This window comes from Amycolatopsis sp. CA-128772 (assembly GCF_002904295.1).
Taxonomy (GTDB): Bacteria; Actinomycetota; Actinomycetes; order Mycobacteriales; family Pseudonocardiaceae; genus Amycolatopsis.
Genome location: NZ_PPHG01000052.1, coordinates 97,751 through 113,000 on the forward strand (window position 1 = coordinate 97,751; position 15,250 = coordinate 113,000).

Annotated in this window: 15 protein-coding genes; 4 read left to right on the forward strand and 11 right to left on the reverse strand. The window is 73.0% G+C overall.

Going from position 1 to position 15,250, the window contains the following annotated elements; genetic code table 11:
* Nucleotides 1-6: 6 nt before the first annotated feature.
* The 4 genes from C2L59_RS18785 to C2L59_RS18800 are packed head-to-tail and all read right to left on the reverse strand — an operon-like array spanning nucleotide 7 to nucleotide 3,623.
* Entirely contained in the window at nucleotides 7-594 is a 588-nt protein-coding gene (locus C2L59_RS18785; protein ID WP_199199140.1) for an ATP/GTP-binding protein, read from the reverse strand.
* Nucleotides 575-952: a DUF742 domain-containing protein gene (locus C2L59_RS18790; RefSeq protein WP_103350794.1), complete on the reverse strand. Its 378-nt coding sequence runs from the start codon at nucleotides 950-952 to the stop codon at nucleotides 575-577. Before C2L59_RS18790 ends, C2L59_RS18785 begins: the two co-directional genes overlap by 20 nt.
* Complete coding sequence (locus C2L59_RS18795) at nucleotides 949-1,383, reverse strand: roadblock/LC7 domain-containing protein (RefSeq protein ID WP_199199141.1); 435 nt, start codon at nucleotides 1,381-1,383, stop codon at nucleotides 949-951. Before C2L59_RS18795 ends, C2L59_RS18790 begins: the two co-directional genes overlap by 4 nt.
* Complete coding sequence (locus C2L59_RS18800) at nucleotides 1,383-3,623, reverse strand: ATP-binding protein (RefSeq protein ID WP_233223566.1); 2,241 nt, start codon at nucleotides 3,621-3,623, stop codon at nucleotides 1,383-1,385. The genes C2L59_RS18795 and C2L59_RS18800 overlap by 1 nt, the downstream gene beginning before the upstream one ends.
* A 303-nt stretch (nucleotides 3,624-3,926) precedes the next feature.
* On the opposite strand from C2L59_RS18800, the gene C2L59_RS18805 reads away from it, so the two are divergent.
* A complete protein-coding gene (locus C2L59_RS18805; RefSeq protein WP_103350797.1) occupies nucleotides 3,927-4,886 on the forward strand; it encodes a helix-turn-helix transcriptional regulator in 960 nt (319 codons plus the stop codon).
* Between the two features lie 494 nt (nucleotides 4,887-5,380).
* The gene (locus C2L59_RS18810; RefSeq protein WP_103350798.1) at nucleotides 5,381-5,650 is read left to right on the forward strand and encodes a hypothetical protein; all 270 of its coding nucleotides are present in this window, start codon (nucleotides 5,381-5,383) and stop codon (nucleotides 5,648-5,650) included.
* Here C2L59_RS18810 and C2L59_RS18815 read toward each other — a convergent pair.
* Genes C2L59_RS18815 through C2L59_RS18835 form a run of 5 tightly spaced genes read right to left on the reverse strand, consistent with a single transcriptional unit; the run spans nucleotide 5,647 to nucleotide 10,738 of the window.
* Nucleotides 5,647-6,228, reverse strand: a complete 582-nt coding sequence (locus C2L59_RS18815) for an aminodeoxychorismate/anthranilate synthase component II (protein ID WP_199199142.1) — start codon at nucleotides 6,226-6,228, stop codon at nucleotides 5,647-5,649. The two genes, C2L59_RS18810 and C2L59_RS18815, sit on opposite strands and share 4 nt — an antisense overlap.
* The gene (locus tag C2L59_RS18820) at nucleotides 6,225-7,565 is read right to left on the reverse strand and encodes an anthranilate synthase component I family protein (RefSeq protein WP_233223567.1); all 1,341 of its coding nucleotides are present in this window, start codon (nucleotides 7,563-7,565) and stop codon (nucleotides 6,225-6,227) included. Before C2L59_RS18820 ends, C2L59_RS18815 begins: the two co-directional genes overlap by 4 nt.
* On the reverse strand, nucleotides 7,562-8,728 hold the full coding sequence (locus C2L59_RS18825) for a DUF362 domain-containing protein (protein WP_103350800.1): 1,167 nt from the start codon (nucleotides 8,726-8,728) through the stop codon (nucleotides 7,562-7,564). The genes C2L59_RS18820 and C2L59_RS18825 overlap by 4 nt, the downstream gene beginning before the upstream one ends.
* Nucleotides 8,721-9,395: a cyclase family protein gene (locus tag C2L59_RS18830; RefSeq protein ID WP_103350801.1), complete on the reverse strand. Its 675-nt coding sequence runs from the start codon at nucleotides 9,393-9,395 to the stop codon at nucleotides 8,721-8,723. Before C2L59_RS18830 ends, C2L59_RS18825 begins: the two co-directional genes overlap by 8 nt.
* A 32-nt stretch (nucleotides 9,396-9,427) precedes the next feature.
* Complete coding sequence (locus tag C2L59_RS18835) at nucleotides 9,428-10,738, reverse strand: hypothetical protein (RefSeq protein ID WP_199199143.1); 1,311 nt, start codon at nucleotides 10,736-10,738, stop codon at nucleotides 9,428-9,430.
* On the opposite strand from C2L59_RS18835, the gene C2L59_RS18840 reads away from it, so the two are divergent.
* On the forward strand, nucleotides 10,737-11,210 hold the full coding sequence (locus tag C2L59_RS18840) for a DUF4383 domain-containing protein (RefSeq protein WP_103350802.1): 474 nt from the start codon (nucleotides 10,737-10,739) through the stop codon (nucleotides 11,208-11,210). The genes C2L59_RS18835 and C2L59_RS18840 overlap by 2 nt on opposite strands.
* A gap of 167 nt (nucleotides 11,211-11,377) precedes the next feature.
* On the opposite strand, the gene C2L59_RS18845 is transcribed toward C2L59_RS18840, so the two are convergent.
* Nucleotides 11,378-12,400, reverse strand: coding sequence for an NAD-dependent epimerase/dehydratase family protein (locus C2L59_RS18845; protein ID WP_103350803.1), 1,023 nt, complete (start codon nucleotides 12,398-12,400; stop codon nucleotides 11,378-11,380).
* A gap of 192 nt (nucleotides 12,401-12,592) precedes the next feature.
* On the opposite strand from C2L59_RS18845, the gene C2L59_RS18850 reads away from it, so the two are divergent.
* Nucleotides 12,593-14,185: an ABC-F family ATP-binding cassette domain-containing protein gene (locus C2L59_RS18850; protein ID WP_103350804.1), complete on the forward strand. Its 1,593-nt coding sequence runs from the start codon at nucleotides 12,593-12,595 to the stop codon at nucleotides 14,183-14,185.
* 3 nt (nucleotides 14,186-14,188) lie between these two features.
* On the opposite strand, the gene C2L59_RS18855 is transcribed toward C2L59_RS18850, so the two are convergent.
* Nucleotides 14,189-15,217, reverse strand: coding sequence for an alpha/beta fold hydrolase (locus tag C2L59_RS18855; RefSeq protein WP_103350805.1), 1,029 nt, complete (start codon nucleotides 15,215-15,217; stop codon nucleotides 14,189-14,191).
* Between the last annotated feature and the right edge of the window lie 33 nt (nucleotides 15,218-15,250).

Sequence of the window (15,250 nt, forward strand, 5' to 3'; positions counted from 1 at the left end):
GCTCCTTCAGGCTTTCCGTGATCGGGGGGCGTGGTGCTCGGCGAGCGCGTGCTCGGCCGCGGCGATGAGGGTGTGCTTCGTCGACTCGGGCGAACGCGCGTCGCACGTGACGACCTCCACCGCCGCCGGGATCTTGAGGGCTTCGCGAACCTGGTCGGGCCCGTGCTGGCGGGTGTCCTGGAACTGGTTGATGGCGACCAGGAACGGCAGGCCGCGCGACTCGAAGAAGTCGATCGAGGCGAAGGAGTCCGCCAGCCGGCGCGTGTCCACCAGGACGATCGCCGCCACCGCGCCGCAGACGAGGTCGTCCCACATGAACCAGAACCGGTGCTGGCCGGGTGTGCCGAACACGTAGAGCACCAGGTCGTCGGCCAGGGTGAGGCGGCCGAAGTCCATCGCGACCGTGGTGGCGAACTTCCCCGGCACCGCTTCGGTCCGGTCCACGCCGACGGCCGCGCTCGTCATGAGCGCCTCGGTCCGCAGCGGGTCGATTTCCGAGACGGCACCGACGAACGTCGTCTTGCCGGCCCCGAACCCCCCGGCCACGACGATCTTCGCCGAGGTGATCCTTTTGTCAGAGCGCACGTAGTCCACTGAGGACCCTTTCGAGCAGGTCGTTCCGTTCGTCCCAGGAGGCGTCCGCGGTGAGCGTGTCGCGGATCGACACCTGGCCGGCGGCCAGCAGGTCGCCGATGAGCACCCGGGCCACGCCGAGCGGCACCCCGAGGTGGGCGGCCACCTCCGCGACCGACCGCTGGTGCAGGCACAGCTGCGTCACCACCGCCAGCGGGTTGGTCGGGCTGAAGGGCGCCGTCCGGCCTTCCACCGTCGTCTCCACGAGGGCTTCCACCGCCAGGTCGACCGTCGGCCGGGTGCGCCCGGCGGTCCAGGCGTAGGGGCGGGCCAGCGACGCCGCGTGCCGCCCGCCCTCGCGTCGCCGGCCTTCCGTCACCGGGCCGCCCCCGGGGAAGCCGCGGGCCGCGCCGGGGTCTCGACCACCTTCCCGACCCGGTCCACCAGCAACGTCATCTCGTAGCCGACCAGGCCGATGTCGCAGCCCGGGTTGGCCAGCACGACCAGGTTCGAGCCGTCGCCGACGTTCATCAGCAGCAGGAAGCCCTGCTCCATCTCGATCACCGACTGCACGACCCGGCCCGCGGTGAACAGGTCCGCGGTGCCCAGCGCGAGGCTGGAGAGACCGGACGCGATCGCCGAGAGCTGGTCGGCGCGGTCGCGCGGCAGCGTTTCGTTCGCCGCCACGAGCAGGCCGTCCGCCGAGACGAGCGCGGCGTGCGCGACGCCCGGCACCTCCTGGGTGAACGCCGACACCAGCCAGTTCCGGGACCCCTCGGCCACTTGTGTTCCTTCCTGCCGGGTGCTCATCACTGCTCCGCCTCCGGTTCGCCCGCGACCCGGTGGCGGGCCGCGCGCATGCCGCTGTAGTGCCGGGAAAGGTTGCTCCGCACCGCGGCCGGATCGCGGAAGGCCGGGTCCGGCGGCTGCGGGCGGCGCGGGGCGGCCGACCCCGGCGCGAGCTGTGCGCCCGGCTCCCGGGTCGGCAGTCCCGAGCCGGTGAACTCGAAGTCGTCCAGGGTGCCGACCGCGGCCTCCGCGGCCTGCCGGACCTGGTCGGCCGGCGACGCCCAGGCGCCGGGCCGCTGCTCCGCCTTCGCCGGGGTCTCGGCGAACCAGTGCGACAGCATCTGGTCGAAGATCGGCGTCGGCGGGTCGGCCACCGGCGTCGGCTCCTCGGCCGGCCACCGGGGTTCGAGCTCGTGGCGGGCAGCGCCGTTGGCCGAGCCGTTGACCGCGGGGGTCAGCGCGGGCGGCACGGCCCGCGGCGGCAGGTCGACCAGGATCAGCACCCCCGGGACGTGCACGCTGGCGGTGATGCCGGCGCTCGCGGTGCGCGTGGTCGTGGGCCGCAGCCGGACGGTGATGCCGTGGGACGCGGCCAGCCGGCTGACCACGAACAGGCCCATCCGCCGGGTGGTTTCCGGGCTCACCGCGGCCCCGGCGGCCAGCCGGGCGTTCGCCGCGCCGAGGTCCTCCCGGGTCATCCCGAGCCCGACGTCGACCACCTCGATCAGCAGGCCGCCGTCGAAGCCGCGGTCGGCGGTGAGCACCACCCGCTCGTCCGGCGGGGACGAGCGGATGGCGTTCTCCAGCAGCTCGGCGAGGATGTGCACGACGTCCGCGGCCGCCTCGGCCTGCACCGACCCGCGCGGCGCGTTGCCGAGCGAGACGCGCTGGTAGTCCTTGACCTCCGAGGTCGCGGCCCGCAGCAGCTCGACCGTCGCGACCGGGCCGACGTCGCGGCGCACCGGCTTGCCGCCCGCCAGGACCTGCAGGTTCTCGCCGTTGCGCCGCAGCCGGGTGGCGATGTGGTCGATCTGGAACAGCTCGGCGAGCCGCTGCGGGTCCTGCTCGTCGGCCTCCAGGTCCTCGATCACCGACAGCTGCAGCTCGACCAGCGACTGGCTGCGCCGGGACAGCGTCATGAACATCTCGCTGACCTGGATCCGCATCTCGGCCTGCTCGCCGACGGCCAGCCGCACCGCCTGCCGGTGCATGTCGTCGAAAGCCCGCGCGAGCTGCCCGACCTCCTCCTCGGAGTCGACCGGCAGCGGCGCGGTCGCCCGCCAGTCGACGTCCTCGCCCTCGCGGATGCGTTCGATCGTGTCGGGCAGCCGCCGGCGCGCGGTGTCGAGCGCGGCCGCGTGCAGCCGCCGGATCGGGACGACCACCGACCGGGCCACGGCCAGGGCGACGGCGAGGGCGCCGAGCAGCGACGCGAGCACCAGCGCGGCGTCGCGCAGCGCGTCGGACCGGGCGGTGTTGGTCTGCGCGCCGACCGCGTCCGAAAGCGACTTGACCTGCTCGGCGAGGATGGTGCCGAGCGTGGCCCGCTTCGCCTCGGGGCCGCCGGCGCCGGCACTCGTGGCCGCCGCGAACCGGGCGGCCGCCGCGCCGGGCGGCAGGGCGCGGCGGATCTGGCCGGTGAGCACGGTTTCTTCGGCCGCGGCGCGGTCGGCGGCGGTGACCGACGCGGCTTCGGACCGGCCCGCCGGCGCCGCTTGCCCGGCCAGGCTGGTCCTCAGCTGCACCAATGATTCGGCGACGCCCGCCGAAGCGCCGAGATCACCATTCCCGGCCTGCCCGGCGATACCGGCGATCACTTCGCTCAGCGCGACGGTGAAGTCGTGGTACGCCGCGATTTTCGCCGCCGGTGAACCGGTCTGCTGCCGCAGGTCGGCCAATTTCCCGAGCTGATCTTCCAATGCGCGGGACAGCTCGGGGCTGAGCTGGGAAAAGGCGGCGTCGTGGCGGACGACGGCGGCTTTCCCGTCGACCTCGGCGGTCTGCGCGGCCGCGCCGTCGTGGATCATCTCGTCGTCGACCAGCCCGGCGAGTTCGGCAATCCCCTGCACGACCGACATTTGGTCGCGGACGGCGCTGAGCCCGCCCGCCCGGGCGAGTTCGGCCTGCACCCGGCCGCCGGCCAGCAGCAGGGCGACCAGGACGGGCAGCAACAGCACAACGGAGATCTTGGTGCGCAACCGCCAGCTGCCGGGATTCCAGCCGGGGACGGTACGGCGTGCTGCGGGTTCGTCTTCTTTCATCGGTGACTTGGCTCGATTCGTACCGGTGGCCCGAGAACGATTTCCGGTTCCTTTTCCGCGGAATTCAGCCGGAGACGTAACTCCGGCGGCGGTGGTGTTGTCAAGGAACGGCGGTCGTTTCCCCCGTACGCACCAATGACACAGCGTGAACTGCCACCGCACGGCTTTTTACCCTTGCGGAGGGTGAAGACGGGCCGGTGTCGCACGCAATTGCGAGGCGAGTGCGTGAATTTTCGGCGGACCGCCGGTGATCGCCTCCGGCGGCCGGCGGTTACGCTCGGTCCGGAAGGGGGTGCGCCCGGCGTGTTGAAAGTTCACTTCACGGAAGCGGACCTGGCGAAGGTGACGATCGCCGGGGACGCCGACCCGATGTGGGAGCTGCTGATGAGCAGCTACCGGATCCGGCGTCCGGAGGGTGAGCCGTTCTTCGGCCGCTGGCGCCGGGGGTCCCGCTCGGCGGTCCCCGCGTCCGGCCGGCTGGTGATGTCCGCGGTCCCGCCGTACGGGTACTGCCCGGACTTCCTGACCCCGGCGGGCGCCCGCAGCATCGACGAGGGGATCTCGGCGGTGCTGGAGACGCCGGAGCGCACGCTGGCGGCCGACGTGGCCGAGCTGGCGGCGCAGGGCACCCGCGTCCCGGTGTGGCTGCGCCGCGTCGCGGACGGCGAACCCCGCGAGCTGCGGCGCCTGGGCACGGCCCTGCACGACTACTACCGCCAGTGCGTCGCCCCGGACTGGCCGGCGGTGCGCCGGGCGGTGGCCCACGACCGCCACCGCCTGCAGTCCGCCCTGGACCGCGGCGGCCCGCAGCTGCTGCTCTCGACGCTGCACCCGGACATCACGTGGTCCCCGCCGGTGCTGCGGGTGCGCTTCCCGATCGACCAGGAGCTCCACCTGGACGGCCGCGGGTTGCGCCTGGTCCCGGCGTTCTTCGCGCACGGAATGCCGACGACGTACAAGGCCCCGGACCGGCCCCCGGTGCTGGTGTATTCGATCAGCCACCCCCGCTTCGACACGGACGCGGAGCCGGGCCCCTCCCTGGCGGCGCTGCTGGGCCACACGCGGGCGAGGGTCCTGGTGACGGTGGCGAAGACCCGCTGCAACACGAGCGACCTGGCGGAGCTGACGGGCATCTCCCCGGCGACGGCGAGCCAGCACGCATCGGTGCTGCGGGCGAGCGGCCTGATCAGCAGCACCCGGGCGGGCAAGTCCCAGATGCACGAGCTCACTCCGCTGGGGCTGGGGTTGATCCGCGCGAGCTGAGCGGCGGCGGCTGCTGCGCCCGGCGCCGGACGCGGCTGCTGCGGGGCTGCCGACCGGCCTCGCCGCGGCTGCTGCGCCCGGCGCCGGACGCGGATGATGCGGGGGCTGCCGACCGGCCGCAACCCTGCCCGGCCTCGCCGGCCGCGCTCGCCGAGCGGGCGGCCGCGCTCGCCGAGCGGGCGGCCGCGAAACCGAGCCGTCCACCAGCGACAAGCCAGCCTCCGCCGCGCTCCCGCCGGCCACAACCTCGCCCCGCCCAGCGCAGCCGCCCGCCATGCCAGCGGCCCGCCAGCCGCAACCCCGCGCCACCGCCGAGTCGTGCGCAGGCTTCCGCGGCCGTGTTAGCCTGTCGCCGTGCAGCGCCTTCTGCCGTCTTTGCGGCTCGTAACCCGGCGCGCCGGCTGAACCCAGGTCGCCGGCGCGCTGCGTTGGCGATCGCTCTTCTCCGGGACCTGGCCCCGATCTCATCCCGTCATCCACCAGGGAGATCCGCCGTGTCCACTTCGTTCGCCGTTTCCGCCCCCCGCTCCGCCATGCTGCTGCGCCGCCGGATCGCCGCCTACTTCGTCGGTGGGGCCGGAGAGGTTCCCGCGCTGGTCGGTGCGCTGGCTGGGCGGCCCGTGCACGAACTGTCCGTCGACATCAAGGACGGTGTCCGCGAGAGCAGCCTCGTCTGCGCCGTCCTGCTGGCCACCGGCGAGACCGAACCCCTGCTCGACCGGCTGCGCACGCTGCCGTCCGTCGTCTCCGCCGAACTCGTCTAGCTGCGCACCAGAGACCGGGCGCGCATCGCGTTCGCCACCATCGCCACGCCGTCCTCGGTGAACAGGGACTCCGGGTGGAACTGCACTCCCTCGATCGGGTGCCTGCGGTGGCGGAGGCCCATGATTTCGCCCGTGTCCGACCACGCCGTCACCACCAGGTCGGCCGGCAACGAGGCCGGGTCGACCACCAGCGAGTGGTAGCGGGCCACCGTCACCGGGTTGCGCAGGCCGGCGAACACGCCGTGGGCGTCATGGGCCACCGACGAGCACTTGCCGTGCATCGGCTCGGCCGCGTGCACCACCCGCGCGCCGAACGCCGTCGCGATCGCCTGGTGGCCCAGGCAGACCCCGAGCATCGGGACGCGGCCGGCCAGCCCGCGGACCAGGTCGACCGAGATACCCGCGTCCGCCGGGGCGCCGGGGCCCGGGGAGATCACCACGAGCTCCGGGGCCAGGGCGGCGACCTCGGCCACCGACACCTCGTCGTTGCGGAACACCCGGCACGACGCACCCAGGTCGCCCAGGTACTGCACCAGGTTGTAGACGAACGAGTCGTAGTTGTCGAGCACGCAGATCACGCGGCCGTCCCTTCCACCGTCACGCCGAGCGCCCGCGCGCCCGCGCCGAGCTTCGCCAGGCATTCCGCGTACTCCTCCGCCGGGTCCGAGTCGTGCACGATGCCGCCGCCCGCCTGCAGGCGGATTTCGCCGTCGCACCAGACCATGCTGCGGATCGTCAGGTACAGGTCCACATGGGACACCCCGAACGAGCCCACCGCGCCGGAGTACAGCCAGCGCCGCGCCGGCTCGAGGGCGTCGATGATTTCCATCGCGCGCACCTTCGGCGTCCCGGTCATCGTGCCGGCCGGGAACGTCGCCCGGATCAGCTCGTCGGTGCCCCGCTCGCGCGCGGGCTCGCCCCACACCTCGGACGTCAGGTGCATGACGTGCGAGTACCGCTCGACGGCCATCAGCCGCCCGACCGACACACTCCCCGGGCGGCACACCCGGCCGAGGTCGTTGCGGGCCAAGTCGACCAGCATCCGGTGCTCGGCCAGCTCCTTCACCGACGCGCGCAGGTCGGCCTCGGCCAGCCGGTCGGCGTGGTCGTCGCGGCCCCGCGGCCGGGTGCCGGCGAGCGGCCGGATCAGCGCCTTGCCGTCCGCCAGCGTCAGGCACGGCTCCGGCGACGCGCCCACGGCCTCGAAGTGCGGGCCGCCGAACCAGAAGTGGTACGGCGACGGGTTGATCGTCGTCAGTCTCCTGTAGACACACAGTCCGTCCACAGTGGCCGGTGCCGCCCACGCGTTCGACAGCACGAGCTGGAAGACGTCGCCGTCGAGGATGTGCTGCTGGGCGCGGCGGACGGCGTCGACGTACTCGTCGTAGGCGAACCCGAACCGGCCGGTGCCCACCGCGACGGTCCCGAGCGGCGCGATCGAGAGGCCGTTCAGCGTCCGGGCGACCTGTTCGGCCGCGGTGCGGGCGGCCGCGGCGGTCGGGCCGCGGCCGACCACCCGCCCGGCGGCGAACCGGACCAGCACCTCGGGCAGGAAGAACTCGTACACCGGGCGGCCGGTCTCCGGGTGGCGGCTCGGCAGCCGCTCGAAGTCGCGGGCGGCGTCGTAGCCCAGGAACCCGTACCAGGCGGCTTCGGCGTCGGTGGTCTCCGGCGGGAGGTCCAGGCCCCGCAGGAGGTCCACGGCGGCGGTCAGCGGCGAGCCGCCACCGGGGTGCGAAAGGACGGCCAGCTCACCGGCGGCGAGGACCGGGTCCGCGCCACCGGCCCCGGCGGCGAGCATGACCCGCCCGGCCGCGCGCAGCGCCGCGGCGGCCGCCACCGGGTCGACCGCCGACGCCAGGGGGACGACGTGCCGGTGCAGCCGGTCCCCCGGGGCGAGCGCGGACGTGATCATCGGGCCGCGGCCCGGCTCGGCGGCACCCGGAACTGCGTCCGCTCGTGGTCGCCCACCGGCTTGCCCATGGCGTACCGGAACGCGGCCAGCTGGATCGCCCGCGGCGGGCAGCCTTCGACGAAGATCCCGAGGTCACGGCTCTCGTACAGGCAGTTGCCGACCAGCACCACTTCCCCGCGCAACGGCGGCAGCGACACCTGCGGACCGGAGACGACCGTCATCTCCCCGTCCCACGCGCACAGCTCGCCGGCCAGCGCCTTCATCGCGCCGGCCACGAACCGGCTGCACGCCGGGCAGGCGTGTTCGGCGTACACGTGGATGCCCTCGCGCGGCACGACGATCTCGACCGGCGCCTTCACCATGTCGAACGCCAGCTCGGCCAGTGGCGTGCCGAGCAGCTCGACGTCCTCCAGCGCCAGCGGTCCCATGCCCCGCGCGTGCGCGTCACGCAGGTACGCGACGCTGTCCGGGTCGAAGCCGGCCAGCGTGCCGACGGCGACGTCGAGCGCGACGGCGTTGCGGCTCGCGGCCAGGAACCCGACCTCCCGCGCCTGGCCGTCCATCGGGTAGTTGCCCTCGATCACCGTGGTCCCGTCGCAGACCACCAGGTCCTGCGGCCGCATCAGGTTCAGGTCCACAGTGGACTCGTCCACCCCGGCCATGTGCACGATCCGGGTCGTGTACCCGGGCAGCAGCCCGACCAGGTTCTTCATCGCGTTCGAATAGACGACGCTCGCGTGCGTGCGCAGCTGCGGGACGCCGATGAAGAAGTCGCAGTCGTGGATCAGCTCGGGCACGGCGATCGGCACCCGCAGCGAGGTCGCGCCCGGGATGCCGGTGATCCGCAGCGGCAGGTCGTCGAAGCTGACGACCTTGGCGTACTTCGCGGCCTCGTGGTCGTTCAGGATCTCGTAGATGGCGTGCGTGCGCTCGGCGATCACCGGCCGGGCCCCGTGCTCGGCGACGACACGGGCGATCGCGGCCAGCAGCGCCGGGCTGACGTGGAACCCCGGTGCGGTCTGGAAGAGGTTCGGCTTGATCAGCACCTCGTCCCCGGCCCGCAGCCCGGACAGCGGCGCGCCGAGCAGCTCCAGCAGCCGGGCCAGGCCGTCCGGCACCTCGGCGTCGCCGCCGACCGCCGTCAAGGCGACCTGCTCAGTCATCCGTTTCCTCCAGGGCGATGACGCGCGCGGGAGCCGCCTCGGCCCCGGCGACCTTGGTCGGCAGCGCGAACAGCTGCACCACCGGTCTGGTCAGCTCGTGCATGTTGGTCACGTACTCCAGCAGCGGGATCCCGGCGGCCAGAAGGGCGTGGTGCACCGGTGATTCGCCGTCGCCGGGCCGTTCGGTGAGGCAGTCGAGGCCGAACAGGCTCGCGCCGTTCTCGATGGCCCACTCCGCGGCCGACGGCGTCAGGTACGGCGGCCGGTCCCAGTAGTCGGGGCGGCCCCAGTTGTGCCGCAGGTAGTCGGTGCGCACGAGCAGCCGGTCGCCCGCCTGCCACACCGGCCGCAGCGTCCGCTCCAGGTCCTCGCCGGTGACCGGTTCCAGCTCGCCCTTGTCCGACAGGTCGGCGACGCAGGCGCGGCCGATCAACGTCTCCAGCGGGACCTCGTCGATGCCTTCGGCGCCGGGGTAGAAGTGCAGCCGGTACTCCATGTGCGTCCCGTTGTGCGGGAAGACGTGCAGGTAGGAGAACGTGCGCTTGGTGCCGTACGGGTCGGTCTCCGGCGTCATCGAGCGTTCGCTGACGAACTTCGGGAACCAGTCGGCGGGGTAGGACGGCATTCCGTCGTAGAAGCCGTGGGTCAGGTCGACGAGTCGGGCCACCGGAGGATCTCCTTGCTCGGCAGGTACAGCGCTCAACAGGTGAACAGGCAGGTGTTGCGGACGCCGGGGTTGTTGCTCATGGTGATGACCGTCGTGCCGCCGGGCGGGATCGCGCGGATCCCGCCGCCGGAGAGCCCGGACGGCGTCATGAACGCGGCCCAGAGCGCGTACCACTCGCTGCGGTCGCCGGTGTCCGGGTCGATCACCGCCTCCAGGTTCGGGCGCACGATCTCCTGCACCAGCGAGCCGGTCCGCGATCCCGCGTCGAGGGTCTCCCGCCAGGTCGCCGCGTCGACCTCCCGGCCGATGACGACCCCCTGGCCGCCGTACAGCCCGGTCGGCTTGAACACCAGCCGGTCCTGCCGCTCGACGCACTCCTCGATCCGGCCGGCGTCCGGCCCGGCGCCGGGGCGCCCGAGCATCCGGGACCACGGCAGCACGCGCTCGATCGCCGCCCGTTCGTCCGCTGTGAACAGTCCGGCGTGCTCCGAGAGCATGGCGAGGGTGCCCTTGTTGCCGTACACGTTGCTCGGCGTCCAGACCACGACCTTGCCGTCCTCGTGGGCGCGGAAGACCGGTTCGAGCAGGGCGTCGCAGTCCGGGTGGCCGAGCATTTCCTCGAGCCCGTAGTACCGCAGGATCACGTCGACGCCGGCGCCCGCCAGGTACGGCTTGCCGCCGCGGAACTCCAGGTCCCCGATTTCCCCGGCCCGGCAGTCGAGGCCGTTGTCCCGCAGCATCTCCGCGGCGGACCGCCGCTGCCGGCCGTAGGTGGCCAGCCCGCCCGGGCTCTCCAGGATGGCGACCACCGGCTCACCGGCGCCGATCGCCTTGCCCGCGTTGCGCAGCGCCGCGGCGAGGTCGGCGCCCATGTCGAGGTAGCCGAGGCCGTGATCCTCCGCGAACGCGGCGACCGCCGGCACCCGCAGGTACGCCTTGGGCAGCGCCCCGACCATGTCCAGGCCGCCGAGCGCGCTGCCGATGTTGTACTCCAGCAGCTTGAACGCCGAACCGTCGTGGTAGACGTCGGCCCGGCCGTACAGCGGCGGCGGGCCCTCGCCGAGCAGGCGGCCCATGAACCCGGCGTGCCGCTCGTCGATGCCCAGCGCGGCCCGGAACCGGGCGAAGTCGCCGTCGAACACGCGCTGCGGCAGGCCGGTGACGAGGTCGAAGACGGTCACGAGGTCCCGGCCGAACGCCCGGTACTCGGCCTGGGCCCAGCCGGAGTACGAGGACGTGCGGGCGGCCGCGGAAGCGAGCGGGCACCCCCTGTGCCGGGTCCTGGACGAGGTACGCGCTTCGACGGCGTTTGCCGGATCGGGGCCCGGGTAGCCGGGCGCCATGACGGACGTCCACGCTCGACCTCGCCGGAGTACCGCCCGGACCGCCGCCCTGCTGTTCGGGATCGCGTTCCTGCTCGTCGGTGTGCTGGGGTTCATCCCCGGCATCACCACGGACTACGGCGCCCTGCGGTTCGCCGGCCACGAGTCGGCCGCGCAGCTGTTCGGCGTGTTCACCGTGTCGGTGCTGCACAATATGGTCCACCTGCTGTTCGGCGTCCTCGGCGTACTGGCCGCCCGCGCCAACGGAGCTTCGCGGGCGTTCCTGATGCTCGGCGGTGGGGTCTACGTCCTGCTGTGGGTGTTCGGCCTGGCGATGGACCACGACAGCAAGGCCAACTTCATCCCCCTCGACAACGCCGACGACTGGCTCCACCTGGCCCTCGGCGTGGCGATGATCGCCGCGGGCATCGCGACGACGGCGGTGGACCGGGCGCGTGGCCAGTACCCCGAGCCGGAGAAGCAGGGGCACTGACCCGGCGTCACGGCTTCCGGCCGACCCCGGTCGCGACCTCGTGCAACCGGTGCCGGTCCGGAGCCGTCTCCGCGCCTTCCGCAGGCCCGAGCGGAACTCCCGCAGCGTGAACGCGGCCTAGCACCAGCCCACTCTCGGACCCCGCGAGGCGACGATCGGCACCCCCGTCACGGCTTCCGGCCCACCCCGGTCGCGACCTCGTGCAACCGGTGCCGGTCCGGAGCCAGCGGCGCCGTCTCCGCGCCCGCGCCCTCCCTCAACCCCGCCAAGAACTCCCGCAGCGTGAACGCGGCGTCGTGCCGGGGGTGCCAGTCCAATTCGGACTTCGCGCGGCTCGTGTCCATGATCGGCAGGCGCATGACCGCGTCGAACAACCCCGGAGTGGCCGGTACCGCGTGCAGCCGCCAGGCCGCGTCCACCGTCGCGCGGACCACGCTTGCCGGGACCGGGATCGTGCGCGCGTTCAGGAGGTCTGCCGCGAACTTCGGGTCGACCACCGGGCCCGTCGCGACGTTGAACGGTCCGCGGACCGGGCGCGTCACCGCGCGGCGGACCGCGTCGGCCAGGTCGTCCGTGTGCACGATCTGCGCACGCAGCCCCGGGATGTCCGGCACCACCGGGATCAGGCCCGGCCGCACCAGGGAACCCGGGATGAACGGGCCGCCGAACAGGCGGCGTTGTTCCGTGGCCGCCGCGCGCTGGAAGACGAAGCCCGGGCGCATCCGGACGATGTCGAGCTTCGGGTGGCGGGCCTCGAACGCGTCGAGGTACCGCTCCAGATAAGCCTTTTCGCGCGTGTACGCCGCCCCGGGCCAGCCGTGCGTCGGCCAGTCCTCGGTCACCGGCTCGTCGTTCTCGCGCGGTGAATACGCCCCGATCGAGGACGTGTAGACCAGCTTGGGCACACCGGCCGTGGCCGCCGCTTCGAACACCCGCATCGAGCCCAGGACGTTCGCGCGCCAGGTGCGTTCCGGACGGCGGGTCGGCTGGAACAGCCACGCCAGGTGCACGACCGCGTCGGCGCCGCGGAAGTGCGGCACGAGGTCGTCGCGTTCGACGTCGGCCGTGACGATGCCGTCCGCCGGTCGCCGTGCGAGGCCGACGACGCTTTCGACCTGCGGATCGCCGCTCAACGCGCGGACGACGCCGGTCCCGATGTTGCCCGTTGCTCCGGTCACCACGATGCGCATCCGGGGCGGTTACCCGGGAGCCGGGCCGCCAACCCTGCTATGTTCGGGGGGAAGATCCAGTGGAGGAGACCAGTCGTGGCAGGTGACGTCGACATCTCCGGGTAGCCCCGGAGTCCGCAGGCCCCCGGCCGTGCCGGTGCGGGCCGCCGTCGACGTCCCCTTTTCCGATTTCACCCCATCGAGGTCTTCGCCATGTCCGCAATCGTGCTGTCCGGTCTGTCCTTCTCCTGGCCGGACGACACCCCCGTGTTCGCCCACCTGTCCGCCACGTTCCCCGGCGGCCGCACCGGCCTCGTCGCCCCGAACGGCTCCGGCAAGACGACCCTGCTCAAGCTCGTCGCCGGGGTCCTGACGCCGTCCGGCGGCAGCGTCTCCGCCGACGGCGTGCTCGGCTACCTCCCGCAGGACCTGCCGCTGAGCGGGGAGCCGTCCGTCGCCGAAATCCTCGGTGTCGCCCCGGTTCTGCGCGCGCTCGCCGCCGTGGAGTCCGGCGACGTCGGCGAGGAGCACTTCACCACCATCGGCACCGACTGGGACATCGAGGAACGCACCCGCGCCCAGCTCGACCGGCTCGGCCTCGGCGGCCTGGCGCTCGACCGCACGCTGGGCACGCTCAGCGGCGGCCAGATCGTTTCACTGGGCCTCGCTGCGCAACTGCTGAAGCGTCCCGACGTGCTGCTGCTCGACGAGCCCACCAACAACCTGGACCTCGAAGCGCGGCGCCGGCTCTACGCCGTGCTCGACGACTGGTCCGGGTGCCTGCTGGTGGTCAGCCACGACCGTGCGCTGCTCGACCGGATGGACCGGATCGCCGAGCTGTACGGCGGCGAAATCCGGTTCCACGGCGGCAACTTCACCGCCTACGAAGAAGCCGTCCGGGCTGCGCGCGAGGTCGCCGAAAAGCACATCCGCAGCGCCGAACAGGAGGTCAAGCGCGAGAAGCGGGAGATGCAGCAGGCCCGCGAGCGCGCCGCCCGCCGCGCGAGCACCGCGTCGCGCAACCTCGGCAACGCCGGGCTGCCGAAGATCTTCGCCGGCACGATGAAACGCAACGCGCAGGAGTCGGCGGCCAAGGCGGACGGCACGCACGCCGCCCGCGTCGGCGCCGCGAAGGCCAAGCTCGACCAGGCGGAACGCGAACTGCGCACCGAGCAGAAGCTGAACCTGCAGCTGCCGCAGACCGAGGTCCCGGCGGGGCGGACGCTCTTCCTCGGCGAGGGCCTGCGGGTGCGCAACCTCTTCGGTGACGGCGCCGACCTGGCCATCCGCGGTCCCGAGCGGATCGCGCTCACCGGCCCGAACGGCACCGGCAAGTCGACGCTGCTGCGGCTGGTCAGCGGCGATCTGGCCCCCGACGCCGGCACCGTCACCCGCGCCGACGGCCGGATCGCGTTCCTGTCCCAGCGCCTGGACCTGCTGGACGACGAGCGCACGGTCGCCGAAAACCTGGCGGCGGCCGCCCCGGCGCTGACGGCGTCGGAGCGGATGAACCTGCTGGCCCGCTTCCTGTTCCGCGGGTCCCGGGTCCACCTGCCGGTCGCCGCCCTGTCCGGCGGGGAGCGGCTGCGCGCCACGCTCGCCTGCGTGCTGTTCGCCGAGCCGGCGCCGCAGCTGCTGTTGCTGGACGAACCGACGAACAACCTGGACCTGGTCGGCACCGGCCAGCTGGAGAGCGCGCTGACCGCGTTCCGCGGCGCGTTCGTGGTGGTGAGCCACGACGAGCGCTTCCTGGCGGAGATCGGAATCGACCGCCGGCTCCGGCTGGAGGACGGCCGGCTGCGCTGACGCTCACCTGCGGGAGGCGTCCAGGATCGCCTGGGCGAACGGCCGGGGCGCCTCCTGCGGCACGTTGTGGCCGATGCCGTCGAAGACGCGGTGCTCGTACTTGCCGGTGAACTTGGCGCGGTAGGCCTTGCCGTCCTTGGCCGCGCCGTCGAAGTCGCTGCCGATCGTGATCGACGGGACGCCGATCGTCGCGCCCGCGGCCAGTTTCTGCTCGTAGGCCTCGTACTGCGGCTCGCCCGGGGCGAGGCTCAGGCGCCAGCGGTAGTTGTGGATCACGATGGCGACGTGGTCCGGGTTGTCGAACGCCGTCGCGCTGCGGTCGTAGGTCGCGTCGTCGAAGTTCCACGCCGGGGACGCGGTCTTCCAGATCAGCTTGTTGAAGTCGTGGCGGTTCGCCGCGTAGCCGGCGCGGCCGCGCTCGGTCGCGAAGTAGTACTGGTACCACCAGCCGAGTTCCGCGGCCGGGGCCAGCGGCTTCTGGTTCGCCGCCAGGTTCGTGACGATGTATCCGCTCACCGCGACGAGCGCTTGGCAGCGTTCCGGCCACAGGGCGGCGATGATGTCGGCGGTCCGGCCGCCCCAGTCGTAGCCGCCGAAGACGGCCTTGCCGATCTTGAGCGTGTCCAGCAGGGCGACGACGTCCAGCGCCACCGCCGTCTGCTGGCCGTTGCGGACCGCCGTGGCGGACTTGAACGCCGTCGGGCCGTAGCCGCGCAGGTACGGGACGATCACCCGGTAGCCGGCGCCGGCCAGGATCGGCGCCACGTCGACGTAGCTGTACGGGTCGTACGGCCAGCCGTGCAGCAGCACCACCGGCGGCCCGCCGGCCGGGCCGGACTCGTGGTAGGCCATCGTCACGACCCCGGCGTCGGCGTGCTTGAGCTCGCCGAGCGAGGTGTGCTCACCCGACCCGGCCCGCAGGTCGGGTGCCGCGGCCGGCGCGACGGCGGTGCTGCCGGACGAACAGGCCGCCAGGGACGTCGCCGCCAGGCCCGCCGCGAACGCCTGCCCGAACCTTCTCCTGCTGATCATCTGCTGCTCCTGTGCGAAAGACCGTGGGACTTT

Bases quoted from the DNA above. Each gene is read 5' to 3' on its own strand.
- C2L59_RS18795 (WP_199199141.1), bottom strand. From the start codon at position 1,383: ATGAGCACCCGGCAGGAAGGAACACAAGTGGCCGAGGGGTCCCGGAAC.
- C2L59_RS18800 (WP_233223566.1), bottom strand. From the start codon at position 3,623: ATGAAAGAAGACGAACCCGCAGCACGCCGTACCGTCCCCGGCTGGAAT.
- C2L59_RS18820 (WP_233223567.1), bottom strand. From the start codon at position 7,565: ATGATCACGTCCGCGCTCGCCCCGGGGGACCGGCTGCACCGGCACGTC.
- C2L59_RS18825 (WP_103350800.1), bottom strand. From the start codon at position 8,728: ATGACTGAGCAGGTCGCCTTGACGGCGGTCGGCGGCGACGCCGAGGTG.
- C2L59_RS18840 (WP_103350802.1), top strand. From the start codon at position 10,737: ATGACGGACGTCCACGCTCGACCTCGCCGGAGTACCGCCCGGACCGCC.
- C2L59_RS18835 (WP_199199143.1), bottom strand. From the start codon at position 10,738: ATGGCGCCCGGCTACCCGGGCCCCGATCCGGCAAACGCCGTCGAAGCG.
- C2L59_RS18845 (WP_103350803.1), bottom strand. From the start codon at position 12,400: ATGCGCATCGTGGTGACCGGAGCAACGGGCAACATCGGGACCGGCGTC.
- C2L59_RS18850 (WP_103350804.1), top strand. From the start codon at position 12,593: ATGTCCGCAATCGTGCTGTCCGGTCTGTCCTTCTCCTGGCCGGACGAC.
- C2L59_RS18855 (WP_103350805.1), bottom strand. From the start codon at position 15,217: ATGATCAGCAGGAGAAGGTTCGGGCAGGCGTTCGCGGCGGGCCTGGCG.